This window comes from Paralcaligenes sp. KSB-10 (assembly GCF_021266465.1).
Lineage (GTDB): Bacteria > Pseudomonadota > Gammaproteobacteria > Burkholderiales > Burkholderiaceae_B.
Window position 1 is genome coordinate 2,018,925 of sequence record NZ_CP089848.1, and the last position, 23,392, is coordinate 2,042,316.

The 23,392-nt window shown below is 59.1% G+C and carries 17 protein-coding genes; 7 read left to right on the forward strand and 10 right to left on the reverse strand.

Annotated elements, in window-relative coordinates; genetic code table 11:
* The first annotated feature begins 50 nt into the window (after window positions 1-50).
* The 6 genes from LSG25_RS09150 to efp all read left to right on the forward strand — a co-directional run bounded on the left by LSG25_RS09150 (window position 51) and on the right by efp (window position 10,110).
* Window positions 51-326, forward strand: coding sequence for a GNAT family N-acetyltransferase (locus LSG25_RS09150; RefSeq protein WP_232744346.1), 276 nt, complete (start codon window positions 51-53; stop codon window positions 324-326).
* A gap of 963 nt (window positions 327-1,289) precedes the next feature.
* A complete protein-coding gene (gene acnB / locus LSG25_RS09155) occupies window positions 1,290-3,875 on the forward strand; it encodes a bifunctional aconitate hydratase 2/2-methylisocitrate dehydratase (RefSeq protein WP_232744347.1) in 2,586 nt (861 codons plus the stop codon).
* 302 nt (window positions 3,876-4,177) lie between these two features.
* Window positions 4,178-6,883, forward strand: coding sequence for an aconitate hydratase AcnA (gene acnA / locus LSG25_RS09160; RefSeq protein WP_232744348.1), 2,706 nt, complete (start codon window positions 4,178-4,180; stop codon window positions 6,881-6,883).
* A gap of 184 nt (window positions 6,884-7,067) precedes the next feature.
* Entirely contained in the window at window positions 7,068-8,276 is a 1,209-nt protein-coding gene (locus tag LSG25_RS09165) for a DUF2863 family protein (protein ID WP_232744349.1), read from the forward strand.
* 53 nt (window positions 8,277-8,329) lie between these two features.
* A complete protein-coding gene (gene earP, locus LSG25_RS09170; RefSeq protein WP_232744350.1) occupies window positions 8,330-9,466 on the forward strand; it encodes an elongation factor P maturation arginine rhamnosyltransferase EarP in 1,137 nt (378 codons plus the stop codon).
* An 86-nt stretch (window positions 9,467-9,552) separates the two neighbouring features.
* Entirely contained in the window at window positions 9,553-10,110 is a 558-nt protein-coding gene (gene efp / locus LSG25_RS09175) for an elongation factor P (RefSeq protein WP_232744351.1), read from the forward strand.
* Between the two features lie 74 nt (window positions 10,111-10,184).
* On the opposite strand, the gene LSG25_RS09180 is transcribed toward efp, so the two are convergent.
* The 8 genes from LSG25_RS09180 to LSG25_RS09215 form a co-directional block, all read right to left on the reverse strand.
* On the reverse strand, window positions 10,185-10,658 hold the full coding sequence (locus LSG25_RS09180; protein WP_232744352.1) for a DUF1178 family protein: 474 nt from the start codon (window positions 10,656-10,658) through the stop codon (window positions 10,185-10,187).
* A 107-nt stretch (window positions 10,659-10,765) separates the two neighbouring features.
* Window positions 10,766-12,484: an ABC transporter ATP-binding protein gene (locus LSG25_RS09185; RefSeq protein ID WP_232744353.1), complete on the reverse strand. Its 1,719-nt coding sequence runs from the start codon at window positions 12,482-12,484 to the stop codon at window positions 10,766-10,768.
* Entirely contained in the window at window positions 12,481-13,956 is a 1,476-nt protein-coding gene (locus tag LSG25_RS09190; protein ID WP_232744354.1) for an ABC transporter permease, read from the reverse strand. Before LSG25_RS09190 ends, LSG25_RS09185 begins: the two co-directional genes overlap by 4 nt.
* Window positions 13,957-13,960: 4 nt before the next feature.
* On the reverse strand, window positions 13,961-14,938 hold the full coding sequence (locus LSG25_RS09195; RefSeq protein ID WP_232744355.1) for an ABC transporter permease: 978 nt from the start codon (window positions 14,936-14,938) through the stop codon (window positions 13,961-13,963).
* Complete coding sequence (locus tag LSG25_RS09200) at window positions 14,931-17,189, reverse strand: ABC transporter substrate-binding protein (protein WP_232744356.1); 2,259 nt, start codon at window positions 17,187-17,189, stop codon at window positions 14,931-14,933. Before LSG25_RS09200 ends, LSG25_RS09195 begins: the two co-directional genes overlap by 8 nt.
* Window positions 17,165-17,803, reverse strand: a complete 639-nt coding sequence (locus tag LSG25_RS09205) for a thermonuclease family protein (protein ID WP_232744357.1) — start codon at window positions 17,801-17,803, stop codon at window positions 17,165-17,167. Before LSG25_RS09205 ends, LSG25_RS09200 begins: the two co-directional genes overlap by 25 nt.
* Window positions 17,804-17,920: 117 nt before the next feature.
* Window positions 17,921-19,555, reverse strand: a complete 1,635-nt coding sequence (locus LSG25_RS09210) for an isovaleryl-CoA dehydrogenase (RefSeq protein ID WP_232744358.1) — start codon at window positions 19,553-19,555, stop codon at window positions 17,921-17,923.
* Between the two features lie 28 nt (window positions 19,556-19,583).
* Window positions 19,584-20,672 carry a magnesium and cobalt transport protein CorA gene (locus tag LSG25_RS09215; protein ID WP_232744359.1) on the reverse strand — a complete coding sequence of 363 codons (1,089 nt, stop codon included), beginning with the start codon at window positions 20,670-20,672 and terminating at the stop codon, window positions 19,584-19,586.
* A gap of 153 nt (window positions 20,673-20,825) precedes the next feature.
* On the opposite strand from LSG25_RS09215, the gene LSG25_RS09220 reads away from it, so the two are divergent.
* Window positions 20,826-21,200 (forward strand): DUF423 domain-containing protein, encoded by a 375-nt coding sequence (locus tag LSG25_RS09220; protein ID WP_232744360.1) that lies wholly within the window; start codon window positions 20,826-20,828, stop codon window positions 21,198-21,200.
* A gap of 12 nt (window positions 21,201-21,212) precedes the next feature.
* Here the strand turns inward: LSG25_RS09220 and LSG25_RS09225 are convergent, their stop codons facing one another.
* Both LSG25_RS09225 and LSG25_RS09230 read right to left on the reverse strand, forming a co-directional pair.
* Window positions 21,213-22,352, reverse strand: coding sequence for a CaiB/BaiF CoA-transferase family protein (locus LSG25_RS09225; protein WP_232744361.1), 1,140 nt, complete (start codon window positions 22,350-22,352; stop codon window positions 21,213-21,215).
* A gap of 2 nt (window positions 22,353-22,354) precedes the next feature.
* Entirely contained in the window at window positions 22,355-23,335 is a 981-nt protein-coding gene (locus tag LSG25_RS09230; RefSeq protein ID WP_370635976.1) for a Bug family tripartite tricarboxylate transporter substrate binding protein, read from the reverse strand.
* Between the last annotated feature and the right edge of the window lie 57 nt (window positions 23,336-23,392).

Genomic DNA, 23,392 nt, shown 5'->3' on the forward strand with positions numbered 1-23,392 from the left:
ATATAGAAATAGAGAAGCAAACATCACCGCAGGACTTTGAAGGGCTCGGCATGACTCGCAGCATCACCCACAATCCGGCACAACAACGATTCGAATGGCTTGAAGACGGCATATTGTGCGTTCTCGACTATCGGTTGAGCGGCAAGCTCATGACGATTATCCACACGGGTGTTCCCGAGGCTGTCGGCGGTCAGGGAATTGCCGCCGACCTCACTCAAGCCGCCCTGGATACCGCCAGCGCGCACGGCTGGAAAGTGCGCCCGGTGTGCTCGTATGCGGCAGCCTATCTGCAACGCCATCCTCAGTACCAGGAACTGATGGCTTAGGCCATTTTTGGTCGAAGTGTTTACGGCATTCTTTGATGGATGGGGTATTGGTATATAAAGACGCCGTCTATCGGGGCTTGGGGTCAGGACCGGCACGGCGTGCTTGATCCGGATCTACCTCGTCCAGGCGGGCGTCGGGCCAAACTCGCTACGCCCCGCGGAGCGGGGCTACGCTCAAACATGGCCCGCCGAAAGCCCCCGCCTTCCCTACGGTAGCATCCGGCGCACGCCTTACGCCGGTCCTGACCCCAAGCCCCGATAGACGGCTCACGTAATGGCATGCCTGGAATGAACGTGCCGGCCCAAGGTATACCTCAATGCATGACCTCAACGTTTCTCTCGGTGCATGTTTCTCTCGGTGCATGACCCTAACGCTTCCCTCTATGCATTGCCTCAACGCAAGCCGCAGGGTGGGCGGTGCTGTGCAGTCCGGCGGTAGTCCAGCGCCGGGTGCTGACGAAGGGAAGGCGGGGGCCTTCGGCGGGCCCTGTTTGAGTGACGACCCGCAGCGCGGGGCGGCGCGAGTTGGCCCGACGCCCGCCTGGACGAGGCAGACCCGGGCAGTCGGGGTGCGCAGCGCCACGACCGCTGGACGTGCCGGACTGCACAGCACCGCCCACCCTGCGGCGTCTTTATAGAATCAACCGCCGCCCACACAGACAACGCACCAAAGCCCAATCCAAAGTCACAGCTCAAACCAGTACAGGCAGCCCAAACTCACGCCTCAAGCCTAAAAACGGCTCAAAACAAAAATCACAGAAACACGTTCAGCACCGTAACCACTTAAACCAAAAATGCACCAGCCCACTCAACCACCACGTTTGCGAACAAACGTCACATTCTTGCCACAAGCATTTTCCTAACTCTTATATAAGATATAAGACATTTGCTTGAAAGCAGGCTTCCTTTTACAATTGGGCAGTTATTACTCCTTCCCAACCCTCGACCAAAGGGCACGCCATCATGCTGGATACATACCGCCAACACGCCGCCGAACGCGCGGCACTAGGCATCCCCCCCCTTCCCCTGTCCGCGCAACAAACGGCAGACCTCATTGAACTGCTCAAAAATCCGCCGGCTGGCGAAGCCGATTTCCTGCTCGATCTCATCACACACCGGGTCCCCGCCGGAGTCGACGATGCGGCCAAAGTCAAGGCCTCGTTCCTGGCAGCCATTGCACTTGGCAAGACGGCCTGTCCCCTGATCGACCGTAAAAAGGCGACCGAGCTATTGGGCACCATGCTGGGCGGCTACAACGTCGCGCCCCTGGTCGAGCTGCTGGACAACACCGAACTGGGCTCCATCGCGGCAGCGGGCCTGAAAAAGACCTTGCTCATATTCGATGCGTTCCACGATGTTCAGGAAAAAGCTGAAAAGGGCAACCAATATGCCAAATCGATCCTGCAAAGCTGGGCCGATGCCGAATGGTTCACGAACCGCCCCGAAGTCCCGCAAAGCCTGACCGTTACCGTATTCAAGGTCACCGGTGAAACCAATACCGATGATCTGTCCCCGGCCCCGGATGCCTGGAGCCGCCCGGATATTCCCCTGCACGCATTGGCCATGCTCAAGAACCCGCGCCCCGGTATCGAACCCGAAGAGCCCGGCAAAATCGGCCCTATCAAATTCATCGAAAGCCTGAAAGCAAAAGGCCATCCCATCGCTTATGTGGGCGATGTCGTCGGCACCGGCTCCTCGCGCAAGTCAGCCACCAACTCAGTGCTCTGGCATACCGGCAAAGACATTCCTTTTGTCCCCAACAAGCGCTTCGGCGGTGTTTGCCTGGGTAGCAAGATCGCCCCCATTTTCTATAACACCATGGAAGACGATGGCGCCTTGCCGATCGAGCTTGATGTGTCCAAGATGGAAATGGGCGATGTCATGGAACTGCGCCCCTATGAAGGCAAGGCACTGAAAAATGGCCAGGTCATTGCTGAATTCAGCGTCAAGTCCGACGTGCTCTTCGACGAAGTCCGCGCCGGCGGCCGCATCCCGCTAATCATAGGCCGCGGCTTGACCGCCAAGGCCCGCGAAGCGCTGGGCCTGCCGCCTTCGACCCTGTTCCGCCTGCCTGTCAATCCTGCCGATTCCGGCAAAGGCTACACACTGGCCCAGAAAATCGTGGGACGCGCCTGCGGCCTGCCCGAAGGCCTGGGCGTTCGCGCAGGTGTCTATTGCGAACCGAAGATGACATCGGTCGGCAGCCAGGACACCACCGGCCCGATGACCCGCGACGAACTGAAAGACCTGGCCTGCCTGGGATTCTCGGCCGATCTGGTCATGCAATCGTTCTGCCACACCGCCGCTTATCCAAAACCGGTGGACATCAAGACACAGCATGAACTCCCCACCTTCATGAGCACCCGCGGCGGAGTGTCGCTGCGCCCCGGCGACGGCATCATCCACTCGTGGCTGAACCGCATGCTCCTGCCCGATACCGTCGGCACGGGCGGCGATTCGCACACCCGCTTCCCCATCGGCATCAGCTTCCCCGCGGGCTCGGGCCTGGTGGCCTTTGCCGCAGCCACCGGAGTCATGCCGCTGGATATGCCTGAATCGGTGCTGGTGCGCTTCAAAGGCTCTTTGCAGCCTGGCGTCACATTGCGTGACCTGGTCAATGCCATCCCGCTGTACGCCATCAAGCAAGGCCTGCTCACTGTCGAAAAACAAGGCAAGAAAAACATCTTTTCGGGCCGCATACTGGAAATCGAAGGATTGCCCGACCTCAAGGCGGAACAAGCCTTCGAACTCTCGGATGCCTCGGCCGAGCGTTCGGCTGCCGGCTGCACCGTGCGTCTCAACAAAGAACCGATCATCGAGTACATCAACAGCAACATCACACTGCTCAAATGGATGATTGCCAATGGCTATGAAGACGAGCGCACGATCAGTCGCCGGATCAAGGCCATGCAGGCGTGGCTGGCCAATCCCCAGTTGCTCGAACCCGACGCCGACGCCGAGTACGCGGCAGTCATCGAAATCGATCTGGCCGACGTCCATGAGCCCATCCTGGCCTGCCCGAACGATCCCGACGACGTCAAGACCCTGTCCGATGTGGCCGGCACACACATAGACGAAGTATTCATCGGCAGTTGCATGACCAACATCGGGCACTTCCGGGCGGCCTCGAAGCTGCTCGAAGGCAAGCGCGACATCCCCGTCAAGCTCTGGGTGGCTCCGCCAACCAAAATGGACCAGAAACAACTCACCGAAGAAGGCCATTACGGCGTTCTGGGCGGAGCCGGTGCACGCATGGAAATGCCCGGCTGCTCTCTGTGCATGGGCAACCAGGCCCAAGTGCGTGAAGGCGCCACGGTCATGTCCACCAGCACGCGCAACTTCCCCAATCGTTTGGGCAAGAATGCCAACGTATTCCTGGGCTCGGCCGAGCTGGCCGCCATTTGTTCGCGCCTGGGCCGTATTCCTACCAAAGAGGAATACATGGCCGATATGGGTGTCCTCAAACAGAGCAGCGACCAGATTTACCGCTACATGAACTTCGACCAGATCGAAGATTTCAAGGAAATCGCCGACTCCGTCGGCGTATAGGCGGCAGCACGACCTAGTTGTGTGATTGTGTGAAGGACCACGGGGCGCCCAAATGGGCGCCCCGTGCCGTTAATGATCGATGCGTGGGGGTGGCTTTTGTGGCGATCCGCCAGGATGGATGCCCGCTTGCCGACTTGGGCAGGGCCGACACCGAAAATTATCCCGCGCCGAATCTGCAAAACTTCCGCAATCGGGCCTAAAATGTGGCAGTCCTGGTAAATTGAAAACGCCGCGCCATCCGGGTTCGCATGCGCCGCATGTTCCAATTGAAGCCGACCGCCAATCCTCTTACGGAGCTCACCATGCCGCACAACACATTCAATAGCTTGCAAAAATTCAAGGTCGGGCGCAAAACGGCCCAGTTCTATTCTTTGCCTGCGCTCGGCAAAAGCCTGGGTATCAACGTACAACGCCTGCCCGTGTCGATACGCGTCGTGCTGGAATCCGTGCTGCGCAACTGCGACGGCAAGAAAGTTACCGAAAAGCATGTCAAGGAGCTGGCCGGCTGGAAGCCCGTCGCCAAACGCTCGGCCGAAATTCCTTTTGTCGTGGCCCGAGTCATATTGCAGGACTTTACCGGGGTTCCTCTCCTGGCCGATATAGCGGCCATGCGTTCGGTAGCCGCCAAAATGGGCAAAGACCCCAAACGCATCGAACCGCTGGTGCCCGTCGATCTCGTGGTCGACCACTCGGTCATGATCGATTATTTCGGCACGAAAAATGCGCTCGACCTCAATATGAAGCTCGAGTTCCAGCGCAACAAAGAACGCTATCAGTTCCTCAAATGGGGCATGCAGGCTTTCGATACCTTTGGCGTCGTGCCTCCAGGATTCGGCATCGTGCACCAGGTCAATCTGGAATATCTCGCTCGCGGCGTGCACTACAACGCCCAGGACAATGTGTATTACCCCGACACTCTCGTGGGTACCGATAGTCACACCACCATGATCAACGGCATCGGCGTGGTTGGCTGGGGCGTAGGAGGCATCGAGGCCGAGGCCGGCATGCTGGGCCAGCCTGTTTACATCCTGACTCCCGACGTGGTCGGAGTCGAGCTCAAGGGCGAGCTGCGCGGCGGAGTCACCGCCACCGATCTGGTGCTCACCATTACCGAAATGCTGCGCAAAGAAAAAGTCGTGGGCAGTTTCGTCGAATTCTGTGGTCCCGGCACATCCAGCCTCTCGGTCACCGACCGGGCAACCATCGGCAATATGGCGCCCGAATACGGCGCCACCATGGGCTTCTTCCCGGTCGACGACCGCACCATCGAGTACTTCAAAGGCACGGGCCGCACCAAAGACGAAATCGACGCCCTGCAAGCCTATTTCAAGGCCCAGGAAATGTACGGCATCCCAAATGCCAAAGACATCGCCTACACCAAGCTCCTGACTCTGGACCTCTCCAGCGTCACGCCGTCGCTGGCCGGCCCGAAACGCCCGCAAGACCGCATCGAACTGGGCCAGGTCAAAAACAACTTCATCGACCTGTACTCCAGGAAGACGGCGGAAAACGGTTTCAACCAGCCCGCCGAAAAACTCGGGCAGGTATTTACCACCAGCGCAGGCGCCAAAGTGAAAAATGGCGATATCGTCATCGCCGCGATTACATCATGCACCAACACATCCAACCCCAGTGTGATGCTCGCAGCCGGCTTGCTCGCTAAAAAGGCGGTGGAAGCGGGCCTGAAAGTCCCCCCGCATATCAAGACTTCGCTTGCGCCCGGATCCCGTGTCGTAACCGAATACCTGAGCAAGACCGGCCTGCTGCCGTACCTGGATAAGCTCGGCTTCGATGTTGCCGCCTACGGGTGCACCACATGCATAGGCAACGCGGGCGATCTGACGCCCGAGCTCAATGAAGCCATCAATCAAAACAACCTGGTCTGTTCGGCCGTACTTTCGGGCAACCGCAACTTCGAGGCTCGCATCCACCCCAACGTCAAAGCCAATTTCCTGGCTTCGCCTCCGCTGGTCGTGGCCTACGCGCTGGCCGGCACCGTGTTGCGCGATCTCATGACCGAACCCGTCGGCAAAGGCAAGAATGGCGATGTCTGGCTTGGAGATATCTGGCCCACCAATGCCGAAGTGCAGGCTCTGCTGGGCCAGGCCCTGGACGCCGACGCCTTCCGGACCAATTACAGCCAGATCAAGTCCAATCCCGGCAAGCTTTGGAAACAGATTGCCGGCGTGCAAGGCGACGTCTACGACTGGCCCGAATCCACCTATATTGCCGAACCTCCGTTTTTTGCCGGTTTCGGCATGACGCCGGCCCCCATGCCTCAGGTCAAGGGCGCACGGGTACTGGCCATCTTCGGCGACTCGGTCACCACCGACCATATTTCTCCAGCGGGATCCATCAAGGAAAGCTCGCCCGCCGGCGCATGGCTCAAGCAGAATGGCGTCATGAAGCAAGACTTCAACAGTTATGGCTCGCGTCGCGGCAACCACGAAATCATGATGCGCGGCACCTTTGCCAATGTACGCATCAAGAACCTGATGATTCCCATAAACCCCGACGGCAGCCGCTTCGAGGGTGGTGAAACGCTGTACCAGCCCACACAGGAACGCCTGTCCATATACGACGCCGCCATGAAGTATGTCGCGGCCGACGTCCCGACCGTCATTTTCGGCGGCGAAGAATACGGCACAGGTTCTTCGCGCGACTGGGCGGCCAAAGGCACGCAATTGCTGGGGGTCAAAGCCGTAATCGCTCGCAGCTTCGAGCGCATACACCGCAGCAACCTGGTCGGGATGGGCGTTCTGCCGCTTCAATTCAAGGGCCAGGACAGTGCCGAATCACTGGGCATCACGGGCGAAGAAACCTTCGACATTTCCGGTACCGAAAACGGCATCAAGCCGCAACAGGACGTCACGCTGACCATCCACCGGAAAGATGGTACGAGCCAGAATGTAGCCATGCTGCTGCGCATCGACACCGCCACCGAAGTCGACTACTACGAGCACGGCGGAATTTTGCCCTTTGTCTTGCGCGACCTGCTGGCTGCCTGACGGCCTGCCCGCAGGTCGGCCCCCCAGAGTTCTCAAACGTCGCACGGCGTTTGGGAACTCTGGCCTGTCACGCTTGCTCGGCTTGCCGGGCATCTTTTGATCGCTTATTGCCCGAACGATCCCGAAAAACAGGCCCCGCGTTACACTAGGCTCTATTACTTCATAAAAGGCCGATTTCCAGCATATGTCACGTACGCCTTCCCCTCATCTTCCTCGATTGTCTCGCGACGCCCAGCGCCTTATAGCGCTGTCCGAGTCGCTTGCGCGCTCCGGATGCCGTCTTGAAGACATATACTGGGAAAACCTGCTTGGCGCGCATATCAGCAAACTGTTGCAAGGCAAAAAGAACAAAGCAATAGAATCCGCGCTTGAGCATCTTGTCGCGCAAAACCTGAATGCCTACGAAATTCTGGTGGAACAAGCCGAAACCATGTCCGAATCGACACGGCTGACTGTCGACGGTGTCGACTACGACGCCCTGCTGTTTTCCGCACCGATCGTTGCGTGGACCCGGTACCAACTGCCGAACGGCCGCTTGAGCAAAGCCGTCCAACAGGCTACCCACAAACAGCTAAGCGCTCATATCCTCGCCGAAGGCGCTCACCTGGCCCTCATTCCGGACCTCATCTGTTTCGACCAGATGCCGCAATCGTTCCAGGAAACCTGGACATGGACCCAGCGGCTGGGGCTGGCCGCCCTCGCTCCAAGCACCGAGCCATTTCCTGTCAAGGCACTGCCCGATTCGGAAGGCATGCTGGCCGACGCGCGATTTGTCGTGGGGGCCATTGTGGTTCCAAAGGGAGCCCCGCTGTTTCGCTGGCAGTCCGATGAGGCTTCCGGCTCGGCAACGCGCGAACAATGTTTCGCCAACTGGGCTGCCGACAGCACCGATGCGCTGGGCGCATTATTTACCGGTTGCAATTTCGAGCACCTGCAACCCGATGCCTACTACATCAGCAACCGCGAGGCCGATCGCCAAATTCGGCCTCTTGCCCTGAAAGCCGCTGTCACATGGCTGCAGACCGCGGCAAATCTGCCTGCAAGCGATTTGCATGCCGTAATCGCCGGCTGCGGCGAATCAACTATCGAAGAATATCGGGTCGGCTTCAGCACCAAGCAAAGCAACGATGTCATTTACGGATGCATCTGGCCCATCCTCAGCAAAGAGGAAGCCGCCTCCGAAGGCACCGACAGCGAGCAGGCCGACATCCCCGACGACATCGCCGCTTTGCTCAAGGAACTGGGAGTGATCGATGTCCGGCGCCTGCCCGGCTTGTACGCAGCCGAGTTCTGCGACGATTGCGGCGCCCCTTATTTTCCCAACCCATTGGGCGAAATGATGCACCCTGAACTTCCCGAGGAAATCGACCTGAATCCCGTCCATTTTCACTGAACCGCCTTTCAGGCAAAGCCGCTGCCCCGGCAAACCGGCTTTGCCTGGCCTGTATGATCGATTCCTCCTCCCCCTCTGTCCCGATCGATTTCGATATTTTTTGCCGTGTCATCGATAATTTTGGCGATATCGGAGTTTGCTGGCGCCTGGCCAGGCAATTGACGAGCATGGCGCCCGTAAGTCGTGTCCGCCTGTGGGTGGACGATCTGCACAGTTTCGCCAAAATCGAATCCGGCGTCGATCCAGGGCAGGGCCGGCAAACCATCCACGGCATCGAACTCGTGCGCTGGACCGATAGCCCACCCGATCTGCGGCCTTATCAGGTCGTCGTCGAGGCCTTTGCCTGCACGCCACCTCCTGCGTTCATTGCCCGCATGAACGCAGGGAACAGCCTGTGGATCAATCTGGAGTATCTGAGCGCCGAAGACTGGGTCGAGAGCTGCCATGCCCTGCCTTCTCTCCAGGCCAGCGGCCTGCGCAAAGCCTTTTTCTTTCCCGGCTTTACAGCGGGAACAGGCGGGCTGCTGCGCGAAGCGCAACTGCTCGATACACGCGAGCGCTGGCTAGCCCAGCCTGTGCTGCGCAGGGATTTGCTGCGCAGCCTGCACGTGCCGGACGCCATGATCGAGGGCCTGATGCACGGCTGGCGCCAGGTGTACCTGTTTTGCTATCCCAATGCGCCCGTGGCGGGCCTGCTGCAAAGCCTGGGACGCGATGACAATACATCGGTAATACTGGTGCCCGCAGGTGTCTGCCCAACGCTCAAAAATCAGCGAAATCCACGGGTGCACGTCGTCGAGATCCCGTTTGTCGGCCAGGCGGACTTTGACCGCCTGCTCTGGAGCAGCGGCCTGAATTTCGTGCGCGGAGAGGATTCGCTGGTCAGGGCCATCTGGGCGGGCCGGCCCTTCGTATGGCAAATTTACGAGCAGCAAGAGGCTGTTCATCTCGTCAAATTACGGGCATGGCTGGCGCGGACTCCTTTCCAACCAGCCATTCACGGCCTGATGAATGCCTGGAACACGGCCCAGGAACACGAATTCGGCACTCGACTCGATGAAGCGCTAAGTCCTGGCGAATGGCCTCAATGGCAGGCTCAAGCCCGTCTTTGGGCGGAAAAAATGGCTCGAAACAACGATTTGGGCAGTTCCCTGCTCGCTTTTTGCATGAAAACCCTGCAAACAGGTTAAAATGCTGAGTTTTGTACAAAATCGTGCTCCGGCCCGGCAGTTTTCGGCATCTGGCGGAGCAAAATTATCCCGGAGTTTTTTTAAACATGAAAACCGCACAAGAACTGCGCGTTGGTAACGTTGTAATGGTGGGCAGCGACGCCCTGGTGGTGCAGAGGGCCGAATACAACAAATCGGGCCGTAACTCGGCCGTCGTAAAGCTGAAATTCAAAAACCTGCTGACAGGCTCCGGTAGCGAATCGGTATCGAAGGCCGACGAAAAATTCGAAATCGTGGTCCTGGACCGCAAAGAGTGCACCTATTCGTATTTCGCCGATCCCATGTATGTCTTCATGGACGAAGAATACAACCAGCACGAAGTGGAAGCCGATAGCATGGGCGATGCGCTCAACTATCTGGAAGAAGGCATGAAGGTCGAAGTCGTGTTCTATGCCGATCGCGCCATCTCGGTCGATCTGCCCACCATCGTGGTGCGTGAAATCATCTACACCGAGCCCGCCGTGCGTGGCGATACCTCGGGCAAAGTCTTGAAACCCGCCAAGATCAATACCGGCATGGACCTGAATGTACCGCTGTTTTGCGCAATTGGCGACAAAATCGAAATCGACACGCGCACAGGGGAATACCGCAGCCGCGTCATGTAACTCCGATACGAATCGGCCACGTGCCTTGCAGGCTTCGCTTGCATAGGCATGGCCGAGTCGGAAGATGAAAATGCCTATTGCAAGCGATCGTCATCCAGATAATCGGGTATAGGCATCACTACAATCCCATCCTGAGCCAGCGATTCGCGCTCTTCGATGGTGGCCGTTCCACGAATGGCACGTTCTTCGACCTCGCCTTCATGCATGCGGCGCGCCTCCCGGGCGAACTGCTCGCCTACATTTTCGGTATTGCGCACCATCTGGCGTATCTGCCGCATTACCTCGGCCTGCAATTGCGCCAATTGTCGGCTGGCCGGGGCCGCCACTGCATTCGAGGCCATGGACGCCGCCGGCCGCTCGGCGGGATCCGGGGGATGGCCGACGTTCAAGCGCGGCGCAGACAGTTTTTTGTTTACCTGGCCACTTCCACACACCGGACACGTCAGCAAGCCTCTGCTCCGCTGCGACTCGTAATTGTCGAGCGAACCGAACCAGCCTTCGAATATATGGCCGGATTCACACTGCAGATCGAAAACTTTTAATGTCATAGAAGCAAAGTGGGGTTGAAATCCCTGAAAACAAGGCCAGAGGCCTTCTTGTCTGGATTATAGGCGGTATACGCCCAGGCACTCGAACAAGAAGCGCTATCAGCACTTTACAGGCGCGGCACGGCGGCAAGCAGGCGCTGCGTTTCGGGATGCCGGGAGGCCTTCAGAACCGTTTCGGTGCTGCCTATTTCGACAATCGAGCCTTCATGCATCACGGCAATGCGATCGGACAGGTATTCAACCACGCCAAAGTTATGCGTGATAAGCAGATACGCAATGCCGAATTCGCCCTGCAGGGTTTTCAGCAATTCGAGGATCTGCGCCTGTACCGACACATCGAGGGCCGACGTAGGCTCGTCGCAGATCAGCACCTTGGGCTCGACCGCCAAAGCCCGTGCAATGGCAATCCGCTGCCGCTGGCCGCCTGAAAATTCATGGGGATAGCGATCGACCGTGTTCTTGGGCAAGCCTACTCGGTCGAGCAAATCGCGCACCGCCGCCTTTCGGTCGGCCGGCGTACGATCGGGCCGCAATGCCGCGGATCCCTCATCGAGTATCTCGCCCACCAGCATGCGCGGATCAAGGGAGGCATACGGATCCTGAAACACAATCTGTATGCTGCGGCGCAAGCGTTTGAGCTGCGCCCCGCCCGCCGACAACAGAACTTCCTTGCCTAGCGTGGCCTCGCCCCCGACCACGGCCCGCTTATCGAGCAAACGCAACAAGGCCTTGGCGGTGGTGGTCTTGCCGCAGCCCGACTCGCCCAGCAAAGCCAATGTTTCGCCAGGCCAAAGATCGAACGACACATCGCGCACCACATCGATCGAGCCGCTTGTACGGCGTAAAAAGCCGCTGCGCCGCAGATACTGCACAGACAGGTTTTCCACACGCAGCACGGGCGCCGTGGCATGTAAGTCGGCGGAATCGGGGCGGATGGCGGACTGCGGCGGGTGTTGCCGCGCATCGGCCCGCTCATGCGTCTTCGTGCTCAACGGACGGCCGCGCTTTTCGAAAGCGGGAATGGCCGCGAGCAATTCACGCGCATAAGGATGCCGCGGATTGGCAAAGAAAGTTGCCACATCGACCGTTTCAACAATTTCCCCCGCACGCATCAGTGCCACATGATCAGCCACGTTTTTTACAACGGCGAGGTCATGTGTGATGAGCAAAATCGCCATGCCCATCTCATCCTGGATGTCGGCCAGGAGATCCAGAATCTGGGCCTGGACCGTTACATCCAGCGCGGTTGTAGGTTCATCGGCGATGAGCAGCCCGGGCTCGGCCGCCAGCGCCATGGCAATCATGACGCGCTGCTTCTGCCCGCCCGAAAACTGGAAGGGGTAATCATGAAAGCGCCGCCGTGGGTCGGGGATGCCGACCCGCGCCAGCCACCACATGGCTCGCCCGGAAGCCGCCGCGCCACGGTACGAGGTATGAGCCAGCAAGGTTTCGACGATTTGACGGCCCACACTCAAAACCGGGTTGAGACTGGTGGCGGGTTCCTGGAAAATCATGCCGATCCGGCCGCCCCGGACGGCGCGCATGCGCTGCTCGGGCAGCCGGGTCAAATCCAGGCCATCGAGCCTGACCGCCCCGCCCGTGATCCGTCCCGCCTCGGGAAGCAAGCGCAGCAAGGCAAGCGCCGTCATGCTCTTGCCGCAGCCCGATTCACCCACCAGCGCAAAGGTTTGCCCCTGCTCTACGACAAGCCGCAGGGATTTGACGGCCTCGAACAAGCCTGAATCACTCTCCACGCGAACCGATAAATCCTGCACTGACAGGACGGCCTGTTTGCCTGCCGGCCTATCGTGGGCGATGACGGTCATGCTCCCTCCGTATCGGCGGCGCCCCGCAGGCGACCCGGGGCACGAGGCCGCAAGCCTTGCGGGCGGAATTTGCGCGTGCGCGGATCGAAGGCATCCTGCACCGCGTCGGCAAAGACATTGGCCGACAAGACCAGCGCCAGCAGGAAAACGAATGCCGCGAACAAATTCCACCAGACCATGGGATCGCGGGACATCTCGAGGCGCGACGAATCGATCATGGTGCCGAACGACGGAGTGCTTGGGTCGACGCCTATGCCCAGGTAGGACAGCACCGCTTCATACAGCACCAGGCCGGAAAATTCGAGCACCATGGTAATCAGCACAATATGCATGACATTGGGCAGCAGGTGCCTGCGCATGATGCGCCAGTGCGACACCCCAAAAGCCCTAGCCGCCTGTATATAGTCGAGTTCGCGCAGCTTCAGGGTCTCGGCGCGCAACAGGCGGCACAAGCCAGCCCAGCCGGTCAGGCCCAGAATCAGGCAGAGCAGAAACAGGCGCAGATCGGCACGCGCGGCGGTCGTGTCGAACAGAGCCGGATTGTTGTCGATATAGACTTGCATCATGAGCACACACGCGGCAATCAGCAATACGCCGGGAATCGACGTAAGAGTTGTATAAACATACTGGATGGCATCATCGACGCGGCCCTTGAAATAACCCGCCGAAATGCCAAAAACCAGGGCCGGCGGCAACATGGCCATGGTGGTCAGAGTGCCTATGACCAAAGCGGTGCGCACGCTTTTCAAGGCTTGCTTCAATACATCGTTGCCGGTTCGATCGGTGCCAAGAACATGGTAATTGGTGCTTAACGCCGCCGCCACGCACACAATGAGCGCCAATACGCAAAACGTCAGCCACATGGCGCGCCATGGAACCCCGCTTTCGGAATGCCACCAGATAGCCGAGGCGCGCGAAAACGACCCGGCCTGCTTCAAGAACATGACGGTTAGAATCAGGGCCGCCGCCATGCCGCATGCAATAGCCGCCAGCACGCCCCAAAGCAGCCGTTGCCGAATATCGGCGCCTCGGTCGGAGTCGCTGCTCAAATGCATACCCGCGTGCTGCAGCCGCGGATAGTCACGCACAGGCTTGCCGTGGATCAGCTCGTTTTCCTTGGTGAATTGCCGCAATGCCAGCGGCGCCGAATAGGTTTTTTCCGGCTTGCTCAGTTGCGTCAGCGCCAGCACATCGTCAAGCACCGAACGCAAGGGCGCATACACGGCGGCGGCCCCCCGGCTCGAACCTGCCTCGGGCGGCAACAAGGGCCTGTAGTGCGCCGAGTCCAGCATGCCGACCAGACCAAACACAAGCAGGACCACGGCGGCACACATTGCGGTGGGCGTGCGTGCCACATGCCCCCAGGTGGCGCGCAAGGCAGCGGAGCGCCGCACCTTGAAGCCATACAGCACCAGCGCCGACACAAGGCAGAAAAGAAAAATATCGGTCCAGAGAAACACAAATTTTGGCATGCGGCTACTCGAATCGAATCCGTGGATCGGCCAGGGTGTATGAAATATCGGCCAGGATCAGGCCTACTATATACAGGGCCGAACCTAAAAACACCATCGCCCTGACTATGGAAAAATCCTGGGCATTAATCGCGTCGATGGTGTAGCTGCCCAAACCGGGAATGCCAAAAAAAGACTCCGAAATCAGGCTGCCCATGAACAGTAACGGTATGGCCGACACAGTTCCGGTCAGGATGGGCAGCATGGCATTGCGCAGTACATGGCGAAACAGCACAATATGTTCGGCAAGCCCCTTGGCTCGCGCGGTGCGCACATAATCCTTGCTCATCTCCTCCAGAAACAGGGTTCGATAAAAGCGCGCCTCGCCGCCCATGCGCGACAAAACGCCAACCAGAACCGGCAGCACCAGGAAGCGGGCACTGCCCCAGCCATCAAGAAAACCCGAATACGGGACCCAGCGCAAGATTTTCGCGAACAGCCACTGGCCGGCAATGATATAGAACAGACCGGAAATCGACAGCAAAATGACGCACACCACAACCCCGGAGAAATCCAGCGAAGTGCCTTTGAAAAACACCAGCAGCAGGGCAAAGACAATACACACGAACAGGCCCAGCACAAACGTTGGCAGCGCCAGCGCCAGGCTTGGGCCCATGCGCTCGCGAATCTCATGGCTTATATCGTTTCCGCCGTCGGAAAAGCCGAAATCAAAACGCAGCAAAGGCAGCGAACGGGCGTAGAAAATCGTATCAGTCAATTTCGCCGCGCCACTGGCGCGCGGATTAAAAAACAGCGGCCTGTCATAACCCCGCTCGACCTTCCACTTGTCAACGGCCGCCTGGCTGACACGCTGGCCGCCAATAGACAGGCGTGCCATGTCGTCGGGCGTATTGACGGCAAAAAACAGCGCGAAAGTCAGCACATTGACGCCGATCAAGACCAGTACGCCATAAAGCAGGCGACGCACGATATAGCTAGTCATGATGCTCCTCTCCGGCGGTGCCCCCGGCCAATGCCGTAGCCCGCTCGCGCCGCCTGACCACCCTCCAGGCCGGATATACGCTTAATGCCAGCAGGCCGATGATCAACCACATCGGCCACCAGACCGGCGGATTCCACTCTTGGATTTTCCGCGCGCGCGCCGCCGGGTCGATCTTGTAATACTGCAAGGTGTTGCGCACCATTTGGGTTGGCTTGGCATTGCCCACCCAGGCCTGGTAAGCGCCGCCCGATTTGGGAAAAAAGCCAAACATCCAGGGCGCATCGGCCTGGACGATGGCGATCATGCGATGAACAATCTGTTCTTTAACCGGGCCATCATCGAGAAAGCGCATCTGCTCGAACAGGCGGTCGAATTCGGCGCTGTGATAATTGGAGGCATTTTCTCCGCCCTTCGATGCCTTGGCGTTGGGCCCGTACAGAAGAAACAGAAAATTCTCCGCGTCCGGATAGTCGGCTACCCAGCCCCACATGAACATCTGGGCGGTTCCGTTGCGCATTTTGTCCTGGAAGCGGTTGTAGTCGGTCGCTCGCACTTCGAGCTGTATACCCAGGGCATCCAGTTGCCGGCGCATCCAATTCAGCGTGGCGTTCGAACCCATGCCGGCAGCCGAATCGAAGTGCAGGATGAGCGGCGATCCAGTCTTGGCGTCGCGCCCGCCCGGATAGCCGGCCTGGGCCAGCAGTTGCTTGGCCGCCTCCAGAGGCTTGCGCACGGCATGCCCGTCCTTGAGAGTGTAGACATAAGGATCGATCCCTTCAGGCAGGGCCTGGTAGCCCAGGATTCCAGGAGGGATCGGGCCATACGCCACCTGGGCCTGGTCGTTCTGGAAAATCGAAACGTATTGCTCCCAATTGAAGGCAATACTGATTGCCTGCCTGAGTTTGCGATTTTTTTCCTGCCGCTCCGGAGTGTCGCCCTGGCCCACGACAGGATCGAGCCAGTTGAAGCCAAAATAAAAAATCTGCGCTTCGGTCGATGCCTGCAACTGTATGCCATGGTCTTTGTACAAAGACGCTTTTTCGGCCGAATCGCCGGCGGCCACTCGCATGGCCACACCTATGTCGCCGGCGCCGACTTGCGGCACATCGTAATAGCCCTGGATAAACTTGCCCATCAGGGGAATACTTTCCTTTTCCAGCGTAAACACGATTTTGTCGATAAACGGAGTGGGCTTGCCGCAATCGGCAAGCAAGCCGGCGGCGCGATCCGACGCCTCGCCTTTGCAGGGATAAGGCTCGCCGTGAAAATTCGGATTGCGCGACAGCACATGGCGCCGGTTTGGAATCGACTCCGTCAACATATAGGGTCCGGTACCCACTGGCCAGGTATTCAGCGACAAATTATGCTGCGCCATGCCCGGCTGCTGATAAAAACGGTCCGCCTCCCAGGGTACCGGGGCCGTAAAGGTCATGGCCAGCCAATACTTGAATTGCGGATACTTGCCCACGACCTTGATGCGCAAAGTATGCGCATCGAGCGCCTGTACTCCATCGAAGCCTTGCTGGCGCAAATCCAGCCAGGGCAGCGCCGAGCCGGCCGGGCGCTGGGCACGCAAGGCCTGGTCCTGGGCCTTGAGCCGTTCGCCGTATGCGCGCATTCCCACTACATGCTCGGCCATGACGGCATAGATGGGCGAGACTACGCGGGGGCTAGCAAGACGGCGAAAGGCATAAACGTAATCGTCGGCCGTAAGTTCCCGCGTACCGGTTTTCTTGAAATCGCCGATTGAAAACTTGCCATCCAGGGCTCCCGCGGCCAAAGGCCAATAGCTGTATTGCCTTGATTTTTCTTTTGCGAAAGCGGGATGCGGCTGGAACAGGATGCCGGGCTTGATCTTGATGTCGTATACGCTGACGGCCACCGAAGTTCCAGGCGCCTGTTCCGGCAGGCGTTGGCCGGCCTGATCCAGATAAAACGGCTGCGCGACGGCAACCGCGGCGCGCGGAGCCAATTCATACGGCCGCTGCAGATATTCGTAGCCATACAAGGGCTCGTAAATGGAATACGTAAACGGGGTTTCATCGGTCGAGTATGAGCTGGCCGGATCCAGGTACTTGGGGGAACGCTGGGTAAAAGCCGTGTACAGAGTATTTTCCTGTGTGGCACCTTGTGCATAGGGGCTGTTGACGGGTTCACGGCCGCAGCCCCCCAGCAATAGGCCCGCCAGGAGTACCAGCACATAGCGGCCGGCGCCTTGCGGTGGGGCTAGCACTGGCCTTTTTTCCAGCATTGATAACGCCACACCCAGGGACGGATCGGGTTGGGTTCCTGCCACAGGCCGAGCTTTGCCTGCCTGGCGTGCTGCTCGAGCTCCGGAATTTTGGCGTCGCGCATATACTTGCCCCGGCCTTCCATATTTGCCCAAGCCATGCCCGCCGCGACCTGTTTCTGGTTTGCCGTGCTGCCGTCGCCCAGGGGGACATCGCAGACATTGCGGCCGAATTGATCGTGTTCAAAGCAGATCAGGCTGAGGGTCTGGCCGGCAATCATGTCGGCCAGCGACTTTTTCGATGCCTGAGCCATGGGCTGGCCCGGCTGTTGGCTGTCCTTGGTGGTTTCGGGGGCGTCGATGCTGGCCATGCGTATACGCTGCTGGCGGCCGTCGACAAGCAGAGTGAATGTATCGCCGTCGGCCACCCGCACCACCCTGCCCGTGAGCGCATAGTTTTCGCCGGGCGCCTCGTGCTGGACGGGGCGCGCCGTTGCCGCCGGCTTGTTCAGGATATTGAATGTTCCCAATGCGGCAAGAATCACCGCCATGATGAACGTAAGCATCTTCGAGCGCCGGTTCGAAAATGCCATGGTCACCAATCTGCGCACCAATATATTTAAAAAGCTATTCATGCACGCCTCGAAAACGCCTCACTATACAGAAAATGCCGATCATGATTTTACAGATGCCCCACCCTGAAACACGGTTTTTTGCCCTGCAAACTGAACCGGCCACGGGGCCGGTGTTTGCTACATAGGCCAGGCGCGCTCCAGCAGACTCGGGGCCGGGCGTTGCGAAACCCCAAACACACGCCCGCCGCGCCCGCCGAAACGCGTGAGAATGAACGCATCGGCCAGCGCCTGCGGCGCATGCCGCCGCAAAAGGCAGGCCTGTACCAGCAACACCAGTTCCTGGGCCACAAGACGACCGGCCGATTCGAGAGTTTCCCCTTTGCCTGAGAGCAATGATATCAAGCCGCGGGCGCTATCGGCCAGCAAAGGCTCGTCGGCGCAGTCGTGCGACAGTGTCTGGGCCAAAGCCTGCGCCAGATCGGGATGGCTTTTCATGGCACGCAACACATCCAGGCATATGACATTGCCCGAACCCTCCCAGATCGAATTGACCGGAGCCTCGCGCAGCAAGCGCGGCATGGGCCCGTCTTCGATATAACCATTGCCGCCCCACACTTCCATGCATTCAGCCGCCACGGCTATGGCGCGCTTGCACACCCAGAACTTGGCCGCAGGGGTCAAAATGCGGCGGTATGCCCGATCGAGCAGATCACCGCCGGCGTCGAACGCGTGTGCCAGGCGCATGGCCAGCACTGTAGCGGCCTCGCTCTCAAGAACCAGATCGGTCAGCACCGCTTGCATCAGTTCCTGGTCGATCAATGCGCGGCCAAACGCCTGGCGATGCCGGGCATGATGCAAGGCCTGCACCAGCGACTGCCTGATCAGTGCCGTGCTGCCCAGAATGCAATCCAGACGCGTGTAGGAAGCCATGGTCAGGAGCGTGGCGATGCCGCGCCCCTCTTCACCCACCATAATGGCCGAAGCGTCGTTGAATTCCACTTCGCCACTGGCATTGGAAAGATTGCCCATCTTGTTTTTCAGGCGCTGTATATGCACCTGGTTTTTGCTGCCGTCGGCGCACCAGCGCGGTACGTAAAAGCACGAAAGCCGATCTCCATGCCTGGCCAGAACCAGATGCGCATCGGAAGCGGGCGAGGAAAAAAACCACTTGTGGCCGAGCAGGCGATATTCCGCCCCGCGCCCCGCTGCGCCGACCGGCAGCGCTCTGGTGGCATTGCTGCGCAAATCGGAGCCGCCTTGCTTCTCGGTCATGCCCATGCCGATCGTCATGCTGGTTTTGAAAGACAGTGGAAGATCCCGCTCGTCGTACTGCGGCGAATACAGCAGGGGCGATATGGAATCGAACCAGGACTCCTCGCGCAATACCGGAATCGCCGCCGAGGTCATGGTAACGGGGCACAAAGATCCCGCCTCGACCTGGCCGTGAAGCAGATAAGTCGCCGCCCGCGCCGCCTGGGCGCCGGGCTTGGGATCGGACCAGGCACTCGAATGCATGCCTTGAAGAAATGCCATGCGCATAATGCGATGCCAGTCCGGATGAAAATGAACGCGATCGACCCGCAGGCCGCATCGGTCAAAGGCCTCAAGCTCGGGTTTGTGGCGATTGGCATCATGAGCCCATGCGAGGGTTTCTTTCGAACCAAGCCGCGCACCGTAGTGGCGCAGCGCCTCGTCGTGCCACTGTGCCCCATCCCGCTTTACCGCTTCCTGCAAGGCAAGATCACTCAGGTACACGTTGTAATCGCTTAATTCGGGAACCTGATTCCTTACCTCATGCGTTATGCCGCTCATGACGCCACCTCGCTGATTGAAGCCGGCCCTACAGCCATCCGGTTTTTTTAAACTTCCAGTAAAGAAATCCGCATGCCGCTGCGGTAAGCGCCATGACGGCGGGATACCCATAGGTCCACGACAGCTCCGGCATGACTTTGAAATTCATGCCGTAGACACCCGCGACGGCCGTGGGCACCGCCAAAATGGCGGCCCACGCCGCCAATTTTTTGGTAATGTCGGTTTGCTGCGACTGCCCTATCATCAGGCTTGCCTCGAATGCGAACGCCAGGGCCTCGCGCAGACTATTGACGAGTTCGTCGACACGCTGCACACGGTCGGCGACTTCGCCAAAGTAGCCGCGACAGTTCTCGTCGATATTTCCCATTTCGACCCGCGACAGGCGCCGGCAAATCTCAACCAGGGGGGAAATAGCCACATGGATGCGCAATAAATCCCGGCGCTGCCGATACAATCGGCGCACATCGGTGTCGTGAAAACCGCGCAACAGGAACTTCTGCTCGACGGCTTCGATGCCGGTTTCGAGCTTGGACGCGGCAATCACGTAGCGGTCGGCCAAAAAATCCAGCAAAGTCGATGCAATATAGTCGCTGCCCCGATCCAGGAATTCGGGCGAATTCTCGAGATGCTCGCGTAGTTCCCGGTGCGATGCCGTTGCGCCTCGCCGCACCGTCACCAGAAAACCCTTGCCGATCAGAATCTGGGTTTCGCCGAAAGCGGGGCGCATAGTGTCGACTTCGACCGTAATCGCCACAACCTGGGTCAATACTCCATACTCGATGATCTTTGCGCGCCGATGCACCTCGTTGATCTCTTCCACGGCCTTTCTCGGAAAGCCCAGCTTGGCCCCCAACTGCGCGATCAGCTCAGGCTCCGGGTCTTTCAGGCCTATCCACAGCAGATGCTGTCCTTGACCCACATAGCGCTCGATCTGGTCGATCGGGACATCTACGGGAGCCTGGCCCTTGTGATACAGCACCGACGCCACGACCGATTTCCAGGTGGCGCCGATCTCCGCATCGTCGTGCAAAGCCAATGCGGAATCCGGGCCTGGAATTTCGCCCCCATGAAGGGCCTGCTGTTCGCCGGAGCCTGAAATCGCTTCATCGCTGGACATAGTGTTGCGGCCTTCTGGTCGTGGGAATTCGAGTAAAAAAACTTGCGGCATGAACGAATTCATCATATCACCAAGCCGGCGGACGGCAAGGAGCGGCAGGGCCTTCCTGGATATACACTACAGGCCAATACATCGTTCCAGGAGAACTCAAACATGACCGACCGACAACTTGTTGTCATGGCCGCCCTTACTTTGCTCCTTGGCGTAGCGGCAGGCGCTTTCGGCGCCCATGGCTTGAAGCGCGTCCTCGCGCCCGAGATGCTTGCGGTCTGGCACACGGCTGTGCTGTATCAGTTGGTTCATGGCCTGGGCATGCTGGCAATAGCCAGCCTGGGAGCGCGCTTCGGTTCGCCTTTGCTCAGCAACGCCGGATTGCTGATGTTTGTCGGCGTCGTGGTGTTCAGCGGCAGCCTTTATATATTGGCCATCAGCGGCGTCAAATGGCTGGGCGCCATTACCCCTCTTGGCGGATTGGCCTTTATCGTGGCCTGGGCCATGGTGGCCCTGGCCGCTTACCGGGCCAGCTGACCAAGCCTGCAATCAGATCTTGGAGATTTCACCGTTGTGCTGGCCGAACGAGGGCGGCAGAAGCCTTAAGGTCGCGGGCGTGCGGGACAGCTTGATGGGCGAGGCAATGGCGCGGTATGCGCCTTCTTCTATGACCATGCCCCGGTGGCGGGTATGCGGATGATTCAGAAGCTCACCCACATTGAGCACCGGCGCGGCCGGAACACCGGCCTTGAGCAAGGTTTGCGCCAGGTCCGAAGCGGTGTGTTCCTTGAGAAAGCCCGTCAGAAGCATGTGCAGCGCCTGCCGGTTCTTCAGGCGATCGGCGTTCGACTGGAACCGTTCATCACTGGCCAGCGAGGGCTGCTCGAGAACCCTGGACAGCAGTTCAAACTGGCGATTGTTGCCGACAGCCAGGAAAATTTCCCCATCCCGGGTCGGAAATGATTCATATGGCGCGATATTCGGATGCGCATTGCCGGTACGCTGCGGGATTTTCCCGCTCAAAAAATAGTTGGCGGCATGAGGATGCAAGAGCGAAATGGCGCAATCGAACAAGGTGATATCCAGGAACTGGCCCTTGCCGCTGCGCTGGCGCTCGTTGATGGCCAGGAGAATCGCCAGCGCCGCGTTCAGGCCGGTCACCATATCGACCACAGGCAGGCCGACACGCGTGGGCGCCCCATCGCCCTCGCCGTTGACGCTCATCAGGCCGCACATGGCCTGGGCGCAGGCATCGTAGCCGGGCAAGCCGCCCAGCGGGCCATCCGCCCCAAAGCCGCTGATGCGGCAATGAACCAGGCGCGGAAACTGTTTTTGCAGCGCATCCGTACCCAGGCCCCACTTTTCCAGCGTGCCCGGCTTGAAATTTTCCACCAGCACATCGGCATCCTGCAGCAGGGTCCTCAGGAAAGCTTGCCCGTCGGGCTGGGACAAATCCAGCGACAGCCCATATTTATTGCGGTTCACGCCCAGAAAATACGAAGCGGTGCCATCCAGGAACGGGGGGCCCCAGGCGCGGGTCTCGTCGCCCGAAGGCGGCTCGATCTTGAATACCTCGGCACCATGATCGCCCAGGATCTGGGTGCAATAGGGCCCGCCAAGCACCCGCGACAAATCGATTACTTTGCAACCGCTCAGTGCCCCGCCGTTATCCTGTTTTGACTGTGCCATGCTCAATCCAGGGAAATATGCGCGCTATGGATCAGCTCGGCCCATTTGGGAACCTGCTGATCGATGAATGTCGCCAAGCCCTGTGGAGTCTTGTCGTCGGCTTCCACAATGCCCTGGCTGACCAAGGTGCTTTTAACCTCAGGCTCGGCCATGGCCTGGATAAAGGCCTGATTCAACTTCTGGACAACGGGCTCGGGCGTCCCCTTGGGCGCGACTATGCCGAAGAACACGCTGACATCGTAGCCCGTCAAGCCTTCCTCGCTAAGCGTAGGCAGATCCGGCAAGGCGGCCGAGCGCTGCGCGCTGGCCAGTCCGATTGCACGCAGCGTGCCATTCTTCACATGGGGCAGCGCGGTCAGGATGTCGGTAAACGACATGGTCACCTGTCCGCCCAGCAAATCGTTCAGGGCGGGCCCGGTTCCCTTGTAGGGAATGTGCAAAATATGAGTGCCCGCCATTTTATTGAACAGGACGCCAGCCAGATGCGATGAGGCGCCGTTGCCCGACGACGCATAGGTCAGCTTGTCCGGATTCTGTTTGGCATAGGCAATCAGCTCTTGCAGATTCTTGGCAGGCACCTTGGGATTCAGGACCAGGATATTGGGCAAATGACCAATGCGAATAATGGGGGCAAAGCTGGTGCGCGGGTCATAGCGCAATTTCTTGTACAGACTGATATTGATGGCCAGCGGTCCGGACGTGCCGAACAGCAAAGTGTAGCCGTCGGGCTTGGCCTGGGCCACATAGTCCGATCCGATATTGCCGCCCGCGCCGGATTTGTTCTCGACGATGACCGACTGCCCCAGCGGCTTGCTCAAGCCCTGGGCCAGCCTGCGCGCCAACGCATCGGTGGGTCCGCCGGGTGGAAACGGCACGATCAGCTTGATGGGCTGCGAGGGATAGCTGTCGCTCGCCAAGGCGGGAACGGATCCGCATAATGTGGCGGCTCCAATCAGCAGAACCGAAAAAAATTTGTTCATCATGTCTCCTATTGTTTTATATAAAAAGAATGCTTCATTCGTACAAGGAATGCGGACCGC